Raw genomic sequence first — 19,248 nt, forward strand, 5'->3', positions numbered from 1 at the left:
ACCTGAGCCCGCGCGACAGGTTAGAATCCCACTACCGGAGAGATGGCCGAGCGGCTGAAGGCGCTCCCCTGCTAAGGGAGTATGGGGCTAAACACTCCATCGAGGGTTCGAATCCCTCTCTCTCCGCCACCCTTACTGGCTTAAATCCTAACGAAAGTGACCATCCATCGCTCTTGCATCCCTGTTGTATCGTGCTATCCTTCAATCATCTTATGGACTGAAAGAAGTACTTATCTGCGGGCGCCATCCGGCGCATGTGGTCTCGGGTTAAATCCCTCGAATGATAAAAATCTCATGAATATCCACCGAAGCGCTGTACCCAACTGACTGAGGAGCTCTCTCCAATGAGTGACGCCATTCTTTATGTGTCTGATGACAGCTTTGAAACGGATGTATTGAAGTCCCCCAAACCGGTATTGGTCGATTTCTGGGCCGAATGGTGCGGACCTTGCAAAATGATTGCCCCCATTCTGGAAGAGGTCGCTGATGAATATGCCGACCGCCTGCAGGTTGCCAAATTCAATATCGACGAAAATCCCAATACCCCCCCTCAGTACGGTATTCGCGGTATTCCCACACTGCTCCTTTTCAAGGCTGGCAAGCTTGAAGCGACCAAAGTGGGTGCCCTGAGCAAAGCCCAACTGACCACATTCCTGGATAGCCAACTTTGAATATGCCACGTCCCCGCCGTAAACCTCCCCGGACGCCCAAGTCCTTTCCCAACGAAGATATTCTGGTAGACGACGAAGACGAGAACGCGCTTTGTCCGCCACCTGGCGCTGCGGCGATGAATCTGACCGACCTCAAACGCAAAACGGCCGCTGATCTGGCGGTGATCTGCCAGGACATGGGGTTGGAGGGTACCGCCCGTCAGAAGAAACAGGAAATCATTTTCAATATCCTCAAGGCGCACGCCCGCAATGGCGACGCCATTTACGGCGAGGGTGTGCTGGAAATTCTGCAGGATGGTTTTGGCTTTCTGCGTGCCGCTTCCGGGTCTTATATGGCGGGGCCGGATGACATCTATGTCTCGCCCTCGCAGGTACGGCGCTTTCACCTGCAGACCGGAGACACGGTTTCCGGCCAGATTCGCCCTCCCAAAGAGGGTGAACGCTATTTCGCGCTGCTCAAGGTGGAGAGCATCAATTTCGAAGCGCCGGAAGCAACCCGCAACAAAGTCAATTTTGACGATTTGACGCCTTTGTTCCCGGACGAGCGTTTGCGCCTGGAATACGACGCGGTACCTTACGGCGAAATGGCACCGCGGATCATCGATCTGGTCTCGCCCATCGGCAAGGGCCAGCGCGGTCTGATCGTCGCTCCGCCCAAAACCGGCAAGACGGTGTTGTTGCAGCAGATTGCCCACGCCATCACCGCCAACCATCCGGAATGCTATCTGATCGTGCTGCTGATCGACGAGCGTCCAGAAGAAGTGACAGAGATGCAGCGCTCGGTGAAGGGAGAGGTGGTCTCTTCCACCTTTGACGAACCGGCGACGCGCCACACTCAGGTTGCGGAAATCGTCCTGGAAAAGGCCAAACGCCTGGTGGAGCACAAGCACGATGTGGTCATCCTGCTCGACTCCATCACCCGCCTGGCGCGCGCCTTCAACACTGTAGTGCCGTCTTCCGGCAAGGTGCTGACCGGCGGTGTGGATGCCAATGCGCTGCAGAAGCCCAAGCGCTTCTTTGGCGCCGCACGCAACATCGAAGAGGGTGGCAGCCTCACCATCATCGCCACGGCGCTGGTGGAAACCGGTTCCAAGATGGACGAAGTCATCTTCGAGGAGTTCAAGGGCACGGGCAATATGGAAGTACATCTCGACCGGCGTCTAGCCGAGAAACGTACTTACCCGGCCATCAACCTGAACAAATCCGGCACCCGTCGTGAAGAACTGCTGGTCCCTGCCGAGATGCTCAGCAAAATGTGGGTATTGCGCAAATTGCTCGCGCCCATGGACCCGGTGGAATCCATGGAGTTTCTGCTCGACAAGGTGCGCAGCACCAAAAATAACGCAGAGTTCTTTGACTCCATGAACCGTTGAGCGGGCCTGCTGGACGCCCGCCCCCTCCATCCCTATAATTCGCCTCTTTGTATCAAGGCCCGAGAGTAGCTAACATGAAAAGCAATATTCACCCCAAGTACGAAGAGATCACCGTCACCTGTAGTTGCGGCAACGTTTTCAAGACGCGCTCGACGGCGAACCGCGACCTGCATATTGATCTCTGCTCCGAATGCCATCCTTTTTACACGGGTAAACAGCGTGCGGTTTCCGCTGCGGGCCAGGTAGAGAAATTCCGCAAGCGTTACGGCGGCGGGCAGTAAATCGGGATGGTGGAGGCCGATCCTCAGGCGGATTTGCGGCGCCGGTCGCTGGACTATCACGCCCGTATGCCGGCAGGTAAGCTTTCCGTCGAGCCAAGCAAACCCTGCGCCAGTCCCGAAGACCTGTCTCTGGCGTACACGCCAGGAGTGGCGGCCCCGGTGCGGGAGATCGTCGCCGACCCGGATAAGGCTTACGACTATACGGCCAAGGGTAACCTGGTGGCCGTTATCAGCAACGGTACGGCAGTGCTCGGCCTGGGTAATGTCGGGCCGTTGGCGGGTAAGCCCGTCATGGAAGGCAAGGCGCTGCTTTTCAAGCGCTTCGCGGATATTGACGCGTTTGATATCGAAGTGCAGGCGCGCGACGCCGAACATCTCATCGACGTGGTGGCGGCCATCGCCCCAGGTTTTGGGGGTATCAACCTGGAGGATATCGGTGCGCCCGTATGTTTTCAGGTGGAAGAAGCCTTGCAGGCCATGCTGGATATTCCCGTATTTCACGATGATCAGCATGGTACGGCAGTGATCGTGGCTGCGGCGTTGCAAAATGCACTGGAATTGCAGGGTAAGGAGTTGGGTCGCGCCAAGGTCGCTATTGTGGGTGCTGGTGCCGCCGGAATTGCCATTGCGCATATGTTGCGGGCACTGGGGGTGGCGGATATCTTCCTGAGCGATTTGCATGGAGTGCTGCACAGCAAACGTACGGATCTCACCCAATGGCATAAACCTTTTGCTGTGGCACCCCAGGACTGGGATCTGGTGGCGATGTTGCGTGGCGCCGATGTAGTCATCGGCGTCTCTGCGCGCGGCGCCATTCCGGAAGCCGCGTTGCTAGCGCTGGCGCCCAAGCCGGTAATTTTTGCGCTCGCCAATCCCGATCCTGAGGTGGACCCCGCCCTGGCGCGGCGCCTGCGTCCCGACGCCATCATCGCCACGGGTCGATCGGATATGCCCAATCAGGTCAACAACGTGTTGGGCTTTCCCTTCCTCTTCCGCGGCGCACTGGATTGCCGGGCTCGGCAGATCAACCAGCCCATGTTGCTGGCGGCCGTGGATGCTTTGGCGAAGCTAGCGCGGGAGCCGGTGCCGGACGCTGTGCAGGCCGTTTACGGGCTGACTGCACCGCAAGGTCTGACCTTTGGTCCCGAGTACATTATCCCTAAAGCTCTGGACCCCCGCCTACGGCCGTGGGTCTCTGGCGCGGTAACCACTGCCGCCCGGGAAAGCGGCGTCGCGCGGCGCTGAGTCACGATGCGTCTCGCGGATCTGACGGTTCGCGATCTGCGATTCGCCTTCGGCCAACTGCTTGCCGCCATTTTGTTTTTTGCCCTTGTCTGGAAAATTCTTTCTCCCTTTTTGCCAGCCCTGGGCTGGGCCGCCATTCTTGTTTATGCGACCTGGCCGCTGGCTGGTCCCATGCGCCGACATTGGCCGCCCGTGCCGGCAGCAGTAGGCGCCACGCTCCTGTTGGCGCTGATTTTTATTCTTCCCGTAATTTTCCTGAGCATCAGCCTGGGGGCGGAGTTGCACCATGTACTGACCGATCTCGGTAGAGTGGATGCACACACGACCCTGGAATCAAGTCTGAATCGAATACCCTGGCTGCATGATCTGTTCGCGCAGATTCCTGCAGCCTGGAAGACGAAACTGATGCCCGGTGCCCTGACCCCCGACCTTTCCGCCTGGGCGGGGCGGCTGGGCAGCGTTGCGGGTGGGATCGGTCGTTTCGGTACTTTGCTTATACTTGTTCTCATCACCGCCTTTTTCTTCTACCGGCATGGTGAAGTGCTGGTGGACCAGTTGCGCCGTTTTGTCGGTCAGGTGCTGGGACAGCGGGGCGATGCTTATCTGCGGACGGTGGCCAGCACCATCCGTGCGGTGATTTATGGCATTCTGGCGACTGCAGTGGCGCAGGGGACGCTGTCGGGATTGGGTTACTGGGTGGCGGGGCTGCCCGCACCCGTACTGCTGGCTGCCGTCACCCTGCTGTTTTCCTTTATCCCCTTCGGTACCCCGCTGGTCTGGGGGGCTGCGAGCATCTGGTTGCTATCTCAGGGCGAGATTTGGGCGGGAGTGGGCCTGGCCCTGTGGGGTGCGCTGGTGGTGAGCTGGATCGATAACCTGATCCGCCCGCTGGTGATTTCCAACGCGGTACGGATTCCATTTCTGCTGGTTCTATTCGGGGTGCTGGGCGGCATTCTCGCCTTCGGCTTCCTCGGTCTGTTTCTGGGGCCGGTGCTGCTGGCCGTGCTGTTGGCGATCTGGAATGAGTGGTTGCGGCCAGCGCCTGCTGCGCCACAAGGTTGAATGTCCGCTCCATGCAGGCAGGCAGTTGTCAGCACAGATAAATGTATATGAGCATGTGTCCCAAAGCCCTTTGATCTGTCCTCAGAGGAAATACTCAGCGGATTTGCAGCCCGGCGAGCGTCTACTTCTTGGCCTGTCTCACGCCAGGCCCTATACTGCGGATACTAACCAGACGGTCAGTGTGCTTTTACTCGGCACCCTGCCATCCACGCCGCCATCGGGGTGGCATCCACGCGATGCATCCCGTTGCTGAACTTGCCACGAGGACCTCATGCGCTCCGATATGATCAAAAAAGGTTTTGAACACACTCCTCACCGCGCCCTGCTCAAGGCCTGCGGTGTCACCGACCAGGATATGGATAAGCCCTTCATCGGAGTGGCCAACTCGTTCATCGACATTATTCCCGGCCACGTGCATTTGCAGGAGTTCGGACGCATCGTCAAGGAGAACATCCGTGCGGCGGGGGGCGTGCCCTTCGAGTTCAATACCATCGGTGTGGATGACGGCATCATCATGGGTCACGACGGTATGCGTTACTCGCTCCCGAGCCGTGAGCTGATTGCGGACTCCATCGAGACGGTGGTGCAGGCCCATCATCTGGACGCGCTCATCTGTATCCCCAACTGCGATAAGATCGTGCCCGGTATGATCATGGGTGCGCTGCGCTGTGACGTCCCCACGGTATTCGTCTCCGGCGGCCCTATGGAGGCCGGTCATCTGTCTGACGGAACGGCGGTCGATCTGGTAACGGCGTTTGAGGCGGTCGGTCAGTTCAAGCGCGGGCAGATCACCCAAATCCGTCTCAAAGAGATCGAGGACAAGGCCTGTCCGACTTGCGGCTCCTGCTCCGGCATGTTCACGGCCAACAGCATGAACTGCCTGATGGAGGTTCTCGGTATCGCGCTGCCCGGCAACGGCACCATTCTGGCGACGGCGGCGGCGCGCCGCGACCTGGTGCGGCAGGCTGCGGATCGTGTGGTGGCGCTGGCCATGGCGGGCGGGCCGACCATGCGGCAACTGGTGGATTTCGATGCCATCGATAACGCATTTATACTGGACATGGCCATGGGCGGTTCCACCAACACGGTATTGCACACCCTGGCCATCGCCCGGGAGGCCGGTCTGGATTATCCCCTGGCGCGGCTGAACGATCTGGCGCAGAAGGTGGCCTACCTTGCCAAGATATCGCCCGCCCTGTCTACGGTGCATGTCGAGGACATCGGCCGCGCCGGTGGTATCCCAGCCATCCTCCATGAAGTCCACAAGCGCACTCCCGATGTGCTGCATCTGGATAAGCCGACAGTGAGCGGCCAAAGCCTGCGCGAGATCGTCTTGGCGGCGGCGGTCAAGGACAGCAAAATCATCCATTTGGCCAGCGATCCCATTTCCCCCACTGGCGGCTTGCGGGTGGTCTTTGGCAATCTCGCGCCGGAAGGCGGTATCGTCAAAATCGGTGCGGTATTGCCCGCGATGCGCAAGTTCTCTGGACCTGCGAAGATTTTTGAGAGTATGGAAACGGCGGCGGACGGTATTCTTGCCGGTGAAGTCGAGGCCGGTAATGTGGTGGTGATCCGTTATGAAGGCCCGAAGGGCGGCCCCGGAATGCCGGAGATGCTGACGCCTACCGCCAACATCATGGGTATGGGTCTGGGCGAAAGTGTGGCATTGATTACCGACGGCCGTTTCAGTGGAGCAACCCGCGGGGCCTGTATCGGCCACATCTCCCCGGAGGCGGCGGAGGGAGGCCCCATCGGTCTGTTGAAAGATGGGGACATGATTTCTCTTGACCTCGACAATGGCAAAATCCATGTCGACCTGAGTGACGAGGAATTGGCCGAACGCCGCAAACATTGGGCGCCGATAGAAAAGCCCCTGAAGTCACCGTGGTTGCGCCGGTATCGTAAGCTGGTGACTAACGCCGCCAACGGCGCGGTCCTGGAGTCCTGAGCATTCATGAGTAATGGTGAGCTGCATATCGGTGTCTATGTGGATGCCGAAAATATTCGTTATAACGGTGGTTATGCCATGCGTTATGATGTGCTGCGTCGCTTCGCCGGGCGGGAAGCGGAAGCGCGATTACTGCGCCTGAATACCTATATGGCGGTGGATGGCGAGCGCATGAAGCGTGATCGTGAGTACCGGGAACGGATTCGCGGTTATCAGCAGGCGGTGCGCGATCTTGGTTGGAAGATCATCGAAAAGCCGGTGCGCTGGTTCGTGGACGAAGAAGGCAACAGCATGTCCAAAGCCAATGCCGATCTGGATCTGGCGGTGGATGTGATGCTGCAATCCGAGCGCCTGGATCAGGTGCTGCTGGTCACGGGTGACGGGGATTTCCTGCAGGTGGTCCGCGCGTTGCAGAATAAGGGATGTCGGGTCGAGGTGCTGGCGTTCAGGAATGTCTCCAGAGAGTTGCAGTATGAAGCGGACGCTTTCTACCCCGGTTATCTGGTGCCCGGGCTGATTCCCACCCGTGGCGACGTGCGGGTGCCGTGGGGGAAATAGGCTCACGCATTCGCGGTATCTGCATCCGCTGGGAGGCCGATCGCGGCTTCGGCTTCATCCGTTTTTTGACCGGTATTTCCGCCCGTTTGTGGGTGACCGATACCCGGCAGGAGGATTCTCCTTACGAGTCGGCCTTTGTCCACATTTCTGACCTGCCGCGCGAATTGGATATGGATGACCTCCCGAGTCGGGATATCATTCTGGAGTTTGATCTCGAGTCCAGTGAGACGGAAAAGGGCGGTTTCGTCGCCCGCCGCTGCACCGTGGTCAATCGCTATGATGGCCGCACCGGGGGCTTGTTGAAGCAGCCCGAGCGCATCTCCAGCACGGAACGGGGGGAGGATGCGGGGTTCGCCCGGCAGGACGAAGCCGAGGAGCATGAGGCGGTCGCCGAACCCTCCTGACGCCGCTTCGGTCTCTACAGGTTGCGAAAAAATACCTGACTGCGGCGCTGGAAGTTATAGAGCTGCTGCCGCGGCACCGGTAAATCCTCCAGGGCGCCGTGGTGGAAATTGCGTTCCAGAAACCAGTGGGTCGTCTGGGTGCTGAGCACGAAGATCCGTTCCAGTTTCTGCTCCCGCGCGCGTTCCTGACAGTAGTCGAGCAGCCGCTCACCGCGCCCCTGGCGACGATAGCGGCTGTCCACGGCGAGGCAGGCGACTTCGGCCATTCCCTGTTCAGGGAAGGGATACATGGCCGCGCAGCCGATGATCTTGCCGTCCCGTTCCATGACCACGAAGTGACCCGCTTCCATTTCGAGGCGTTCCCGGCTGCGCCGCACCAGCACCCCGCGCTCTTCCATGGGGCGAATCAGATCGAGGATGCCGGGGATATCGGCGACGGTGGCGGTCCGCAGATGCTCGAAAGGGTCCCGGGAAATGAGGGTACCGAGGCCATCGCGGGTGAAGAGTTCGCGCAGCAGGGCGCCATCCACATGCCGGGATATGAGATGGACACGATCCACCGTTCCGGCGCAGGCAATCGCGGCGCTGTGCAGATGCTCGCGCAGGCCGCCCTGAATATCATCCCGCTCCAGTAATTGCGGTAGTTCGGAAAGGGTGATCTGGCGTATCAGTTGCCCCTGTGCATCGGTCACACCATCCTCATCCATGAAAAATACCAGCTTGGCGGCGTGCAAGGCCAAGGCCGCCGCTACCGCCACTTCCTCTGCGCGGATGTTGAACAGGGTACCCGTCGGCGAGACGCCAATGGGGGAGAGCAGGATGATTTCGTCGGCGGCAAGATGGCGTTGGATGGCCTCTGTCGCTACCCTGCGTACCTGTCCGGTATACTGGTAATCCACCCCCTCCAGCACCCCAAGGGGCTGGGCGATGATGAAGTTGCCGCTGACCACCTGCAATCCCGCATGGGCCATGGGCGAGCCCATTTGTCCTTCAGACAATGCCGACTCCACCACCAGACGGGCACCGCCCACCGCTTCACGGAGTACCTGCATGGCCGCCAGGTCGGTGATGCGCTTGCCGTTGACCCGTTCGGTGCGGAGTTGGTGGGCCAGCAGTGCCGCGTCGATCTGCGGCCCGGCCCCGTGTACCAGGACGACATTGATGCCCAGACTGTTGAGCAGGGCGATGTCATGAGCGAGGCTGCGGATGCTGCCATCCGCCAGCGCGTCGCCACCGAAATTGATGACGAAAGTCTGTCCGCGAAAGCGATGAATGTAAGGCGAAGACTCGCGGAAACTGCGGACGAAGCTATCGGCTGGCATCTGAGCACGCCACCCCTAAAGGACATTCAGGGCGATGGCTGGGCGCTGTGTTTTGGGCTGGGTTTGAGCGGAAAACTCCTCCGGGCTATAGGCCTTGATCGACAGCGCGTGTATCTCCTGACGCACCGGGTCGGTGGCCGTATTGACCAGACGGTGACGTGCCAATGGGGGCAAGCCCGCGAACCGACCGCTGACAATGCGCACCTCGTAATGCCCGCCACCGCCGGACGACGCATGACCGCTGTGGGATTCCGTCCGGTCATTGATTTCCAGGAATTCCGGATTCAGGGCGTCACGCAATAAATTGCCGAGGATTTCTTTATTCATGGCAAAAATACTCCTTTATAAGGGCGAACACTGACATCTGTGTAAACACCGGCACTGAGATAAGGTTCGGCGGCAGCCCAGGCATGGGCATCTTCCAGCGAGTCAAAACGGGCAATGATCAGGCTGCCGGTAAACCCTGCTTCGCCCGGTTCTTCACTGTCTATGGCGGGGAATGGCCCCGCAGTCAGTAAGCGCCCCTCAGATTGCAACTGATGCAGGCGCGCCAGATGATCGCCCCGCGCCGTCTGGCGTTTGCCTAGGGAGTCGGCATTGTCCGTGCCAATGATGCAGTAATACATGAACCTTTTCCTGTTGGTGAGATGCATGCCCTAAAGCTGCCCCATTTGCGGCAAGTTGGCAACTGTCTCCGCTGATCAGAGGCTATGCCGACGAATCGCCATCCTTGGCCTCTTGCGGCAAAGCACGTGAGATCACCACCGCTTGAAAGAGTACGAAAATGACGGTGATGGCGAGCATGCCGAAAAGCTTGAAATCCACCCAGATACCCGTTGAAAACGCATAGGCCACGATCAGGTTCAGGACAGCACCGAAGAGAAAGAAGGCAATCCAGTAGCCATTGAGGCGCCGCCAGAAAGACAGGGGCAGCGCGGCTGGCAGTTGTCCGCCCATCAAGCGTTGGAGGAGCGGTTCCTCCCGCCAGTGGGTAAAGAGCAGTGCCGCCGCGAACAGCATATAGAGGATGCTGGGTTTGATCTTGATGAAGGTGTCGTTATGAAAATACAGGGTCAGGCCACCGAAGGCCAGGATCAGCAGGGTGGAGACCCAGGTCATGGTCTCCACCCGGCCCCGCCGCCACCACTGCCAGGCCATCAGTAGGATAGCGGCAACGATGAGCACTTCGGTGGCCATGTAGATCCCGTGAATCCGGTAGGCCACGAAAAAGAGGATAATGGGGAGGAAATCGGTAAGCAGTTTCATGACGCGCCACGGTAAATGGGGTTAAGCTTGCTCTATCTAATCACAGAAAGGAGTTCGTGGACAGTGGAACGTCAACAGGTGATTCAGGGTTTGGCCGCGCTTTTGGGGGATAACAGCAGTCATCCTCTGCCCGATTTTGCTGGGGTAAAGGCGGCGCGCTGGCGCCATCTGCCCCTCGGTGGCCGTCTGGAAGGGGTGGCGCGCGTGGATTTGCCGGAGATGGACGAACTGCTCGGTATCGAAGACACCAAGGCCGCACTGGACCTGAACACCCGCCAGTTTGTCGCCGGTTTGCCCGCCAATGACGCCTTGCTCTGGGGCGGGCGGGGCACAGGCAAGTCTTCGCTGGTCAAGGCGCTCTTGCGTCGCTATGCGGATCAGGGGCTGCGGGTGATTGAAATCGACCAGGACGGCATCCTCGACCTGCCGGAGATACTGGCGGCGCTGCAGGCGGCCGATCCGCGGCAGGCGTATCACTTTGTGCTTTTCTGCGATGACCTGTCTTTTGGTGCCGATGACCCCGGCTACAAGGCCCTCAAGTCGCTGCTCGACGGCGGTGTGGAGGCGCGTCCGGACAACGTGCTGCTCTACGCCACCAGCAACCGGCGGCATTTGATGCCGCGCCATTTCGCCGACAACGAGGAATATCACCGCCACGGGGAGGAAATCATTCCCGGCGAGACGGCGGAAGAAAAAATCAGCCTCTCCGAGCGCTTCGGCTTATGGCTGGGCTTTTATCCCTTCGATCAGGCTATGTATCTGGATATTTGCATTATCCATCTGCAGCGTCTGGGGGTGCAGACGCCGCAGGCGGAATGGCGGGAGGAAGCCCTGCGCTGGGCCTTGCAGCGCGGCTCGCGCAGTGGCCGGGTGGCACGGCAGTTCGCCCGTCACTGGGCCGGATCCAGGGCGCTGGCGGCACGATAGTGGTTCATCCTTCCGAACGTGGGCCTGGTTCACATAGAGCCCGGCCATAACGGAACTCCTCGTTTCAACGGGCGGATTGCGGCTGGTTGATCTCCTGGCTGATGATATGCAGCATCTGGGCATGAATCCGCAGGTTGCCGGCAACGATATCGCCGTTTTGCAGATAACCCTGATCACCCTGGAAGTCGGTGGCGACGCCGCCCGCCTCCTGCACCAGTAGCGCGCCGGCAGCGAGATCCCAGGGCTTGAGGTTGAACTCCCAGAAGCCGTCATAGCGGCCCGCCGCGACATAGGCCAGGTCCAGTGCCGCGGAGCCGGGCCGGCGGACACCCGCAGTCTTCAGCATGAAAGCCTTGAGGGTGGCGAGGTAGGTGTCCAGGTGGGAAAAGTCGCGGAAGGGAAAGCCGGTGCCGAGCAGGGCACCGTCCAGATCCTTGCGCTGGGCAATGCGCAGGCGGCGATCGTTGAGGTGTGCGCCACTGCCGCGGCTGGCGGTAAACAGCTCGTTATGCACCGGATCATAGATGACTGCATGCTCCAGGCGGTCAAAGTGGCGAACGGCGATGGAGACGCCGACCTGCGGCATGCCGTGGATGAAGTTGGTGGTGCCATCGAGGGGGTCAATGATCCACTCGAAGTCTTTATCGGAGATGCGGCTGCCTTCTTCGGCGAGGATGCCGTGCTCGGGGTAGGCGCGGCGGATAATCTCCACGATGGCGGCCTCGGCGCGCTGATCGACGTCCGTGACAAAGTCATTGTGCGCCTTGCTGGTGATGCTGATTTCATTGACCCGGTCGAAGCTGCGGTTGATGATATCGCCAGCTTTGCGGGCCGCACGAATGGCGGTAACGAGAATAGGATGCTGCATGGGAACCTTGTGCGAGGATGAGTCGGAATTGGGGGAGTATAAAGGAGAATGGCGGTGGCCGCACGGGCGAGGGCTGCGGGCATGATCGGGACTTCTTTGCACGGTTTGCGTATTGTCCTTGTTGAACCCAGTCACCCCGGCAATATCGGGGCGGCGGCACGGGCCATGAAGGTGATGGGGTTGCGCCATCTGGTGCTGGTCAATCCGCGCTTTTTCCCCGATCCGGAGGCCACGGCTCTTGCCTCCGGTGCCGAAGATATTCTGGAATCGGCGCAGGTCTGTACCAATCTGGACACGGCCCTGCAGGGTTGCCACAAAGTCTATGGCACCAGTGCCCGCGATCGTCGTATCCAGTGGCCCGTCGGCAATGCCCGGGAGGCGGCGGGAGAGATTCTCACGGATCTGATCACGGGGGATTGTGCTCTGCTCTTTGGCCGGGAGCGGACGGGGCTGACCAATGCGGAGATGGATCGTTGTCAGGTGTTGGTGCATATCCCCACGGCGGATGAATACCACTCCCTGAATCTGGGGCAGGCGGTGCAGGTGCTCGCCTATGAGCTCCACATGGCCGCCCTGATGGCCCTACCAGCGCAGGACGTACCCACAGAAGCAGTGCTGGAGCCGCCCGCCCCCATCGAGGATATGGAAGGCTTTTATGGGCACTTGCAGCATGTGCTGCGCTGTAGTGGTTTTCTGCAGGAGATTCGCGCTACCCGCATGATGCGTCGCTTGCGCCGTCTTTTTGACCGCGCCAGGCCGAGCCAGAACGAGGTGAACATCCTGCGCGGTATCCTTACCGAAATCGAGCGCTGGGCGTCTAAAGTGGACAGAAAGGATCAGGATAGTCTTTAATGCGGGGCTTGGTAGTGTGGCCGAGGCAAATACGGGGGAGTGTGGCTATGGGTGGACGCTGGCGGAGTGACCTCGACGCGGTTTTTGCGCGCGATCCCGCGGCGCGGACCCGTCTGGAAGTGTTGCTCACCTATCCCGGCGTTCACGCCCTGTTCCTGCATCGGATCGCTCATGCCCTGTGGCGTCACCGCTGGCGCCTGTCGGCGCGCAGTCTGGCGGCCTTTTCGCGTTTCTGGACCGGTATCGAGATTCATCCGGGGGCGCAGATCGGTAAGGGTTTCTTCATCGATCATGGAATGGGGGTGGTGATCGGTGAGACGGCGGAGATCGGCGACGATTGTACCCTCTATCACGGCGTGACCCTGGGCGGAACCTCCTGGACGCCGGGTAAACGCCATCCGACTCTGGGGCGTGGCGTCATCGTCGGCGCTGGTGCCAAGGTGCTGGGACCGGTCATTATCGGAGATGATGCGCGGATCGGCTCCAATGCGGTGGTGGTCAAGTCGGTGCCGGAGGGTGCCACCGTGGTGGGTATCCCTGGGCGGGTGATCAGCAAAGGGGAGCATACGGATAACTTCGAGGCCTATGGCCTGACCGGACAGATGCCCGATCCGGTGGCGCGGGCCGTGGAATGCATGCTGGAGCACATGCATCGCCAGGATGCGGAAATTGCGCAACTGCGGGATGGCTTGCAGCACCTGCAGCCGCAGGAGGGCATGATGCCTGTGGAGGAGATCGTCTGCGCCATCGAGGACGACGATGACGTGCCGGAAAACAAGGGAACGCGCGCGGGTAATACTTGACTAATTTGGTATAGATAGTAGGATGTCGTACAGGAGGGCACTGGACATGAAACTGACGACAAAAGGACGCTACGCGGTGACCGCCATGCTGGATCTGGCGCTCAATCAGCGTGGTGGCGTGGTGACCGTGGCCGATATCTCGCAGCGTCAGCGGATTTCTGTGGCCTATTTGGAGCAGCTCTTTGGGCGGCTGCGTCGTTATGGTCTGGTGGAAAGTGTACGTGGTCCGGGTGGTGGTTACCGGCTGGCCATGCCGGACGCGGAGATTTCGTTGACGCAGATTGTGGAGGCCGTCAATGAGTCCATCAGCACGACCCAGTGCGGTGGTGATCCGCAGCAGGGTTGTAAGGGGGACGGGCAGCAGTGCCTTACTCACGACCTGTGGGAAGAATTGGGAGATCGTATCGCCGAGTTTCTCGGGGGATTACCCTTGGTCAACTAGTACAGAAGCAGCTGACCAAGGAGTTGATGCAGGCAGCTCCGATCGCGATGAGGGATAAAACACCACTGCGCCAGACGCATAACACCGCTTAAAACCGAGAGGTACAGGAAATGAACCAACCCAAAATCATTGAACTGAATATCGAGCAGCCTTTGCGGATCGATCCCAATCGTCCCATTTACCTGGACTATCAGGCGACGACCCCCGTCGATCCGATCGTTCTGGAACAGATGCTGCCCTTTCTGACCCATGACTTTGGTAATGCGGCCAGCCGTTCCCATCCCTACGGCTGGACGGCGGAGAAGGCGGTGGAGAAGGCGCGTCAGCAGGTTGCCGATGCCGTCCACGCCGACCCCCGTGAAATCGTCTGGACGTCGGGCGCGACGGAAGCGACCAATCTGGCTCTCAAGGGCGCGGCGCATTTCTACTCCGGCAAAGGCAGGCATCTCGTCACCCTGCGTACCGAGCACAAGGCGACTCTGGACACTTGTCGCCAACTGGAGCGCGAAGGCTTTGAAGTTACCTATCTGGAAGTACAGGAAGACGGTCTGGTCGACCTCCAGGCCTTTGAAGCGGCCCTCCGTCCAGATACCATCATGGCTTCCGTGCTGTATGTGAACAACGAAATCGGCGTCATCCAGCCCATGGAAGAAATCGGCAGGATACTGCGCGCCCACAAAATATTGTTCCATGTGGATGCGGTGCAGGCTCTGGGCAAGATCCCGGTGGATGTGGAGGCCGTCCAGGCGGACATGATGAGCCTATCCGGGCATAAGATTTACGGACCCAAGGGCATTGGTGCCCTCTATGTGCGGCGTAAGCCCCGGGTGCGGGTGGAGGCACAGGTGCATGGTGGAGGCCACGAGCGCGGCATGCGTTCCGGGACTTTGCCTACGCACCAGATCGTCGGTATGGGCGCGGCAGCCGAACTGGCCGTGCAGTCGATGGAGAGCGATGGCAAGCGTATCCGCCAGTTGCGTGACCGTCTGCTCAAGGGCATTCAGGAACGGGTGGAAGAAACCTATATCAATGGCAACATGGAACACCGGGTGCCGCACAACCTCAATATCAGCTTTGCCTTTGTGGAAGGCGAGTCGCTGATCATGGCGCTGAAGGAAATCGCCGTATCCAGCGGATCGGCCTGTACCTCGGCCAGCCTGGAGCCTTCTTATGTGCTCCGCGCCTTGGGCAAGTCCGATGAACTGGCGCACAGTTCCATCCGCTTTGGCATTGGTCGCTACACGACGGAAGAGGAAATTGACGCTACTATCGGACTGATTGCTGCGAAGGTGGACAAGTTACGGGAGTTGTCTCCCCTCTGGGAGATGCATCAGGAAGGCATTGATATCCACAGCATTCAGTGGGCCGCGCACTAAGGTCCTTACAAGAGGAGAACCATCATGGCATACAGTGAAAAGGTGATCGATCATTATGAACATCCCCGCAATGTGGGGGCACTGGACAAGGATGACAGCGGCGTCGGCACCGGTATGGTGGGTGCACCGGCCTGCGGCGACGTGATGCGTTTGCAGATCAGGGTGAACGGGCAGGGCATTATCGAAGACGCCAAGTTCAAGACCTATGGCTGCGGTTCGGCCATTGCGTCCAGCTCGCTGGTGACGGAGTGGGTCAAGGGCAAAACCCTCGATGAAGCGATGGCCATCAAGAACAGCCAGATCGCCGAAGAGCTGGAGCTGCCTCCGGTCAAGATTCACTGCTCCGTGCTGGCCGAAGACGCCATCAAGGCGGCGGTGGAGGATTACCGCAAAAAGCAGGGTGGCGCGCCGGTGGCTGCGCAACCGGAAATGGCCGGTGCCCAGGCGGCACACTAGGATACCGTCATGGCTTTGACCTTATCGGAAAGTGCGGCGCGGCAGGTACGCAAGAGTATTGCCAAACGCGGCAAGGGTGTGGGTATCCGCATCGGTGTGAAAACCAGCGGCTGCTCGGGGTTGTCGTATGTCATGGAGTTTGTGGATGTCCCCAACCCGGAAGATCTGGTGTTTCCCCATGATGACGTGAGTCTTTTCGTGGACCCCAAAAGTCTCATTTATCTGGATGGCACCGAACTGGACTTCACCCGCGAAGGCTTGAACGAGGGATTCCGTTTTAATAATCCCAACGTGAAAGATGCCTGCGGCTGCGGTGAGAGCTTTACGACCTGATGGTGGACTCCTGTTTCCGGTGCGGGGCGGAGTTGGGTGCTCCGCCCGCGCTTTGCGCTTCTTGCGGGGCGGTGCAGCCCTTCCGCGCGGACCTGTCCTTGTATGCGGTGGCGGGCTTGCCCGAAACGTATGACCTGGACGTGCAGACGCTGCGCACGCAAGTGTTGGCGCTGCAAAAAGGCCTGCATCCGGACCGCTTCGCCAATGCGGAACCGGCGGCAAGACGCTATTCCCTGGAGTGGAGTACCCGCCTTAATGAGGCCTTGGCCATATTGCGGGACCCCCTGCGGCGTGCCGATTATCTCCTGCAACGGCAAGGCGTGGACGCGTTGGGTGAGCAGGTGAAGGTCGCTGACCCGGAACTGCTGATGACCCAGATGATCTATCGCGAACGTCTGGAAGATCTGGTGGCGGCACGCGACCTGTCGGGCATGGAGGCTTTGCGTCAGGAAGTGGATACGGCAGCGACCGGGGTGGTGCAACGTCTCCGGAGATTATTGGGTGTTTTACCCTGTGTTGAGCCGGAAGCGGCGGGCGCGGCGCTGCGCGAGTTACAATTTCTCGATAAGCTTCTCGGCGAGATAGACCGCCGCGAAGAGCATTTGCAGAATGCCTGAGCGGCGGAACCTCCACAATCAGGGCGATATATCATGGCGTTAATGCAAATTGCAGAACCGGGCACGGCCGCTGATCCCCATCGGCGGCGGCTGGCTATCGGTATCGACCTGGGAACCACCCATTCGCTGGTGGCCTCCGTATTGTCGGCGGTGCCCACCGTCATGCGCGATCATGACGGTAAATATCTGCTGCCTTCGGTGGTGCGTTACCTCGGTGGCGGCGGTATTCACGTCGGCTATCCCGCGGTCGCCGCCGCCGGGCAGGACCCGCACAATACCATCGCCTCGGTGAAACGCCTGATGGGGCGCGGCCACGGCGATGTGCAGACTCTTGCCGGGCACTTACCTTACGACCTTGTTCCTGGAGAGGGTATGGTGCGCCTGCGCACGGTGGCGGGTGAAAAATCCCCCGTAGAGGTGTCTGCCGAAATATTGCGGGTACTCAAAGAGCGGGCAGTGGAAACCCTGGGTGGCGAACCGGAGGGCGCGGTGATCACGGTGCCCGCTTATTTCGACGAGGCCCAGCGTCAGGCCACCAAAGATGCGGCCCGTCTGGCGGGGCTGAACGTGCTGCGCCTGCTGGCCGAGCCGACCGCGGCGGCGGTGGCCTATGGCTTGGACAAGGGCAGTGAAGGCATTTTTGCCATCTACGATCTGGGCGGCGGAACCTTCGATATTTCCATATTGCGCCTACAGGCCGGAGTCTTTGAGGTGCTGGCGACCGCCGGTGATTCCGCACTTGGCGGTGACGATATGGATCATGCGGTGGCCGAATGGCTGATGCAGGAGGAGGGCGGTGATGCGTCCGATCCCCTCTGGCGGCGGCAGGTGCTGCAGCAGGCGCGTACCGCCAAAGAGGCGCTCAGTGCCGTAGACGAAACGATGATAGCGCTGACGCCTTCCGGTCGCGCGGCCCGCGAGATAAAGCTGTCGCGTGGCCAGTTGGAATCACTGATTCAGCCGGTGATCCAACGGTCCCTCCCGGCTTGTCGGCGGGCGCTGCGGGATGCCGGGTTAAAACTGACTGATATTGACGGTGTGGTGCTGGTGGGCGGCGCCACCCGTGTCCCCGCCGTGCGCGCGATGGTGGAGGCGTTCTTTCAGCAGAAGCCGCTGACGGACATCGACCCCGATCAGGTGGTGGCCCTGGGTGCCGCCATTCAGGCCGATGCCCTGATAGGCAATCAGCGTGAAGATTTGTTGCTCATGGACGTGCTGCCACTGTCCCTTGGTCTGGAGACCATGGGCGGACTGGTGGAGAAAATCATTCCCCGCAACACCCCCATTCCGGTGGCACGGGCGCAGGAGTTCACCACCTTCAAGGATGGTCAGACGGCCATGAGCGTCCACGTCGTGCAGGGGGAACGCGATCTGGTGCAGGACTGTCGTTCGCTGGCGCGCTTCAGTCTGCGCGGCATTCCCCCCATGGTGGCCGGTGCCGCAAGGATTCGCGTGACTTTTCAGGTGGACGCCGATGGCCTGCTGGCGGTGCGTGCAGAGGAAACCAGTACGGGGGTGCGTTCGGAAGTTGTCGTCAAACCGTCTTATGGTCTGAATGATGAAGAAATCGCCAGGATGTTGCAGGACTCGTTCACCCATGGCGCCGAAGATGTGGTCAGACGACGCCTGTCAGAAGCCAAAGTGGAGGGTGAGCGCGTGCGCGAAGCCTTGCGTACGGCTTTGGCCGCCGATGCCGACCTGCTGGATCCGGCGGAGCGGGAAGCCCTGGACAAGGCCAGTGCCGCGTTGATCAATGCCTTGTCGGGTGACGACGCCGGCGTGATCACCGCCGCCGCGGAGGCGGTGGAAACCGCCGCGGAACCGCTGGTGCAGCGGCGTATGGACAGTGCCCTGCGCCGCGCCATCACCGGCCGTTCCATTGACGATCTGGGAGATTGAATGACAAAAATACGCGTCCTGCCGAACCCGGAAGTCTGTCCCGAGGGGGCGGAGTTCGACGCTGAGCCGGGGGAGACCATCATCACCGCGGCGCTGCGCAATGATATTCACATTGAGCATGCCTGCGAGATGTCCTGCGCCTGCACTACCTGTCATGTGATTCTGCGCGCGGGTTTTGACAGTCTCGTCCCTGCGGAAGAAAAAGAAGAGGATTTGCTCGATAAGGCCTGGGGCCTGGAGCCGACCTCCCGCCTCAGTTGCCAGGCGAAAGTGACGGATACCGAACTGGTCATCGAAATCCCCAAATACACCATCAATCTGGAAAAGGAGCGGCACTGATGCGCTGGACCGACACCTCGGAGCTTGCCATTGCCCTGGATGAAGCCCACCCGGACGCCGATGTGGCCCATCTGCGTTTCACCGACCTGCACCGCTGGATATTGGAACTCCCTGATTTTGAAGGCGAGCCCGAAAAGTCCAGCGAAGGCATCCTCGAAGCCATCCAGATGGCCTGGTTGGCGGAGAAGGACTGAGTCAGGCCGCAC

24 protein-coding genes and 1 tRNA gene are annotated in these 19,248 nt (G+C 60.0%); 20 read left to right on the top strand and 5 right to left on the bottom strand.

What is annotated here, in order from left to right; all coding sequences use genetic code 11:
- Positions 1-36 precede the first annotated feature (36 nt).
- From AFERRID_RS09445 to AFERRID_RS15630, 9 genes are all read left to right on the top strand, one after another.
- Positions 37-129 (top strand) — tRNA-Ser (locus AFERRID_RS09445).
- A gap of 215 nt (positions 130-344) precedes the next feature.
- Entirely contained in the window at positions 345-671 is a 327-nt protein-coding gene (trxA, locus tag AFERRID_RS09450) for a thioredoxin TrxA (RefSeq protein WP_113527100.1), read from the top strand.
- Between the two features lie 2 nt (positions 672-673).
- Positions 674-2,044, top strand: coding sequence for a transcription termination factor Rho (rho, locus tag AFERRID_RS09455; RefSeq protein WP_455550297.1), 1,371 nt, complete (start codon positions 674-676; stop codon positions 2,042-2,044).
- 74 nt (positions 2,045-2,118) lie between these two features.
- Positions 2,119-2,325: a 50S ribosomal protein L31 gene (gene rpmE / locus AFERRID_RS09460; RefSeq protein WP_012536269.1), complete on the top strand. Its 207-nt coding sequence runs from the start codon at positions 2,119-2,121 to the stop codon at positions 2,323-2,325.
- A gap of 6 nt (positions 2,326-2,331) precedes the next feature.
- Positions 2,332-3,570 (top strand): malic enzyme-like NAD(P)-binding protein, encoded by a 1,239-nt coding sequence (locus AFERRID_RS09465; protein WP_126605035.1) that lies wholly within the window; start codon positions 2,332-2,334, stop codon positions 3,568-3,570.
- A 6-nt stretch (positions 3,571-3,576) separates the two neighbouring features.
- Entirely contained in the window at positions 3,577-4,632 is a 1,056-nt protein-coding gene (locus AFERRID_RS09470) for an AI-2E family transporter (RefSeq protein ID WP_126605037.1), read from the top strand.
- Positions 4,633-4,903: 271 nt separating this feature from the next.
- The gene (gene ilvD, locus AFERRID_RS09475; protein WP_113527097.1) at positions 4,904-6,580 is read left to right on the top strand and encodes a dihydroxy-acid dehydratase; all 1,677 of its coding nucleotides are present in this window, start codon (positions 4,904-4,906) and stop codon (positions 6,578-6,580) included.
- 6 nt (positions 6,581-6,586) lie between these two features.
- Positions 6,587-7,138 carry a LabA-like NYN domain-containing protein gene (locus AFERRID_RS15625; protein ID WP_232027476.1) on the top strand — a complete coding sequence of 184 codons (552 nt, stop codon included), beginning with the start codon at positions 6,587-6,589 and terminating at the stop codon, positions 7,136-7,138.
- Positions 7,126-7,542 (top strand): hypothetical protein, encoded by a 417-nt coding sequence (locus AFERRID_RS15630; protein ID WP_232027478.1) that lies wholly within the window; start codon positions 7,126-7,128, stop codon positions 7,540-7,542. Before AFERRID_RS15625 ends, AFERRID_RS15630 begins: the two co-directional genes overlap by 13 nt.
- 14 nt (positions 7,543-7,556) lie before the next feature.
- On the opposite strand, the gene argA is transcribed toward AFERRID_RS15630, so the two are convergent.
- From argA to AFERRID_RS09500, 4 genes are all read right to left on the bottom strand, one after another.
- Complete coding sequence (argA, locus tag AFERRID_RS09485; protein ID WP_126605039.1) at positions 7,557-8,864, bottom strand: amino-acid N-acetyltransferase; 1,308 nt, start codon at positions 8,862-8,864, stop codon at positions 7,557-7,559.
- A 15-nt stretch (positions 8,865-8,879) separates the two neighbouring features.
- On the bottom strand, positions 8,880-9,191 hold the full coding sequence (locus AFERRID_RS09490) for a BolA family protein (protein ID WP_126605041.1): 312 nt from the start codon (positions 9,189-9,191) through the stop codon (positions 8,880-8,882).
- Positions 9,188-9,490 (bottom strand): YciI family protein, encoded by a 303-nt coding sequence (locus tag AFERRID_RS09495; protein WP_113527093.1) that lies wholly within the window; start codon positions 9,488-9,490, stop codon positions 9,188-9,190. The genes AFERRID_RS09490 and AFERRID_RS09495 overlap by 4 nt, the downstream gene beginning before the upstream one ends.
- Positions 9,491-9,572: 82 nt before the next feature.
- Positions 9,573-10,130, bottom strand: coding sequence for a septation protein A (locus AFERRID_RS09500; protein ID WP_126605042.1), 558 nt, complete (start codon positions 10,128-10,130; stop codon positions 9,573-9,575).
- A 63-nt stretch (positions 10,131-10,193) separates the two neighbouring features.
- Here AFERRID_RS09500 and AFERRID_RS09505 point away from each other — a divergent pair, with 63 nt between their 5' ends.
- A complete protein-coding gene (locus AFERRID_RS09505) occupies positions 10,194-11,057 on the top strand; it encodes an ATP-binding protein (RefSeq protein WP_113527091.1) in 864 nt (287 codons plus the stop codon).
- Between the two features lie 64 nt (positions 11,058-11,121).
- On the opposite strand, the gene AFERRID_RS09510 is transcribed toward AFERRID_RS09505, so the two are convergent.
- Positions 11,122-11,925 carry an inositol monophosphatase family protein gene (locus tag AFERRID_RS09510; RefSeq protein ID WP_113527090.1) on the bottom strand — a complete coding sequence of 268 codons (804 nt, stop codon included), beginning with the start codon at positions 11,923-11,925 and terminating at the stop codon, positions 11,122-11,124.
- A gap of 48 nt (positions 11,926-11,973) precedes the next feature.
- Between AFERRID_RS09510 and AFERRID_RS09515 the strand changes: the two genes are divergently transcribed.
- From AFERRID_RS09515 to iscX, 10 genes are all read left to right on the top strand, one after another.
- Complete coding sequence (locus AFERRID_RS09515) at positions 11,974-12,777, top strand: RNA methyltransferase (RefSeq protein ID WP_225981949.1); 804 nt, start codon at positions 11,974-11,976, stop codon at positions 12,775-12,777.
- 47 nt (positions 12,778-12,824) lie between these two features.
- The gene (gene cysE, locus AFERRID_RS09520) at positions 12,825-13,580 is read left to right on the top strand and encodes a serine O-acetyltransferase (RefSeq protein ID WP_126605044.1); all 756 of its coding nucleotides are present in this window, start codon (positions 12,825-12,827) and stop codon (positions 13,578-13,580) included.
- Between the two features lie 46 nt (positions 13,581-13,626).
- Positions 13,627-14,022 carry an Rrf2 family transcriptional regulator gene (locus AFERRID_RS09525; RefSeq protein WP_232027480.1) on the top strand — a complete coding sequence of 132 codons (396 nt, stop codon included), beginning with the start codon at positions 13,627-13,629 and terminating at the stop codon, positions 14,020-14,022.
- A gap of 110 nt (positions 14,023-14,132) precedes the next feature.
- Positions 14,133-15,398: an IscS subfamily cysteine desulfurase gene (locus AFERRID_RS09530; RefSeq protein WP_113527088.1), complete on the top strand. Its 1,266-nt coding sequence runs from the start codon at positions 14,133-14,135 to the stop codon at positions 15,396-15,398.
- Between the two features lie 24 nt (positions 15,399-15,422).
- The gene (iscU, locus tag AFERRID_RS09535; protein WP_113527087.1) at positions 15,423-15,854 is read left to right on the top strand and encodes a Fe-S cluster assembly scaffold IscU; all 432 of its coding nucleotides are present in this window, start codon (positions 15,423-15,425) and stop codon (positions 15,852-15,854) included.
- Between the two features lie 9 nt (positions 15,855-15,863).
- Positions 15,864-16,187: an iron-sulfur cluster assembly protein IscA gene (iscA, locus tag AFERRID_RS09540; RefSeq protein ID WP_113527086.1), complete on the top strand. Its 324-nt coding sequence runs from the start codon at positions 15,864-15,866 to the stop codon at positions 16,185-16,187.
- 32 nt (positions 16,188-16,219) lie between these two features.
- Positions 16,220-16,804 carry a Fe-S protein assembly co-chaperone HscB gene (gene hscB, locus AFERRID_RS09545; protein ID WP_226835688.1) on the top strand — a complete coding sequence of 195 codons (585 nt, stop codon included), beginning with the start codon at positions 16,220-16,222 and terminating at the stop codon, positions 16,802-16,804.
- Positions 16,805-16,837: 33 nt separating this feature from the next.
- A complete protein-coding gene (hscA, locus tag AFERRID_RS09550) occupies positions 16,838-18,703 on the top strand; it encodes a Fe-S protein assembly chaperone HscA (protein ID WP_113527084.1) in 1,866 nt (621 codons plus the stop codon).
- Complete coding sequence (fdx, locus tag AFERRID_RS09555; RefSeq protein WP_113527083.1) at positions 18,704-19,042, top strand: ISC system 2Fe-2S type ferredoxin; 339 nt, start codon at positions 18,704-18,706, stop codon at positions 19,040-19,042.
- Positions 19,042-19,236, top strand: a complete 195-nt coding sequence (gene iscX / locus AFERRID_RS09560; protein ID WP_009566452.1) for a Fe-S cluster assembly protein IscX — start codon at positions 19,042-19,044, stop codon at positions 19,234-19,236. Before fdx ends, iscX begins: the two co-directional genes overlap by 1 nt.
- Positions 19,237-19,248 lie beyond the last annotated feature (12 nt).

The sequence above is a fragment of the Acidithiobacillus ferridurans genome (assembly GCF_003966655.1).
In the GTDB taxonomy this organism is placed as follows: Bacteria; Pseudomonadota; Gammaproteobacteria; order Acidithiobacillales; family Acidithiobacillaceae; genus Acidithiobacillus; species Acidithiobacillus ferridurans.

Coding starts and splice junctions, on each gene's coding strand:
- trxA (WP_113527100.1), top strand. CDS start 345: ATGAGTGACGCCATTCTTTATGTGTCTGATGACAGCTTTGAAACGGAT.
- rho (WP_455550297.1), top strand. CDS start 674: ATGCCACGTCCCCGCCGTAAACCTCCCCGGACGCCCAAGTCCTTTCCC.
- rpmE (WP_012536269.1), top strand. CDS start 2,119: ATGAAAAGCAATATTCACCCCAAGTACGAAGAGATCACCGTCACCTGT.
- AFERRID_RS09465 (WP_126605035.1), top strand. CDS start 2,332: ATGGTGGAGGCCGATCCTCAGGCGGATTTGCGGCGCCGGTCGCTGGAC.
- AFERRID_RS09470 (WP_126605037.1), top strand. CDS start 3,577: ATGCGTCTCGCGGATCTGACGGTTCGCGATCTGCGATTCGCCTTCGGC.
- ilvD (WP_113527097.1), top strand. CDS start 4,904: ATGCGCTCCGATATGATCAAAAAAGGTTTTGAACACACTCCTCACCGC.
- AFERRID_RS15625 (WP_232027476.1), top strand. CDS start 6,587: ATGAGTAATGGTGAGCTGCATATCGGTGTCTATGTGGATGCCGAAAAT.
- argA (WP_126605039.1), bottom strand. CDS start 8,864: ATGCCAGCCGATAGCTTCGTCCGCAGTTTCCGCGAGTCTTCGCCTTAC.
- AFERRID_RS09490 (WP_126605041.1), bottom strand. CDS start 9,191: ATGAATAAAGAAATCCTCGGCAATTTATTGCGTGACGCCCTGAATCCG.
- AFERRID_RS09495 (WP_113527093.1), bottom strand. CDS start 9,490: ATGTATTACTGCATCATTGGCACGGACAATGCCGACTCCCTAGGCAAA.
- AFERRID_RS09500 (WP_126605042.1), bottom strand. CDS start 10,130: ATGAAACTGCTTACCGATTTCCTCCCCATTATCCTCTTTTTCGTGGCC.
- AFERRID_RS09510 (WP_113527090.1), bottom strand. CDS start 11,925: ATGCAGCATCCTATTCTCGTTACCGCCATTCGTGCGGCCCGCAAAGCT.
- AFERRID_RS09515 (WP_225981949.1), top strand. CDS start 11,974: ATGGCGGTGGCCGCACGGGCGAGGGCTGCGGGCATGATCGGGACTTCT.
- cysE (WP_126605044.1), top strand. CDS start 12,825: ATGGGTGGACGCTGGCGGAGTGACCTCGACGCGGTTTTTGCGCGCGAT.
- AFERRID_RS09525 (WP_232027480.1), top strand. CDS start 13,627: ATGAAACTGACGACAAAAGGACGCTACGCGGTGACCGCCATGCTGGAT.
- AFERRID_RS09530 (WP_113527088.1), top strand. CDS start 14,133: ATGAACCAACCCAAAATCATTGAACTGAATATCGAGCAGCCTTTGCGG.
- iscU (WP_113527087.1), top strand. CDS start 15,423: ATGGCATACAGTGAAAAGGTGATCGATCATTATGAACATCCCCGCAAT.
- iscA (WP_113527086.1), top strand. CDS start 15,864: ATGGCTTTGACCTTATCGGAAAGTGCGGCGCGGCAGGTACGCAAGAGT.
- hscA (WP_113527084.1), top strand. CDS start 16,838: ATGGCGTTAATGCAAATTGCAGAACCGGGCACGGCCGCTGATCCCCAT.
- fdx (WP_113527083.1), top strand. CDS start 18,704: ATGACAAAAATACGCGTCCTGCCGAACCCGGAAGTCTGTCCCGAGGGG.
- iscX (WP_009566452.1), top strand. CDS start 19,042: ATGCGCTGGACCGACACCTCGGAGCTTGCCATTGCCCTGGATGAAGCC.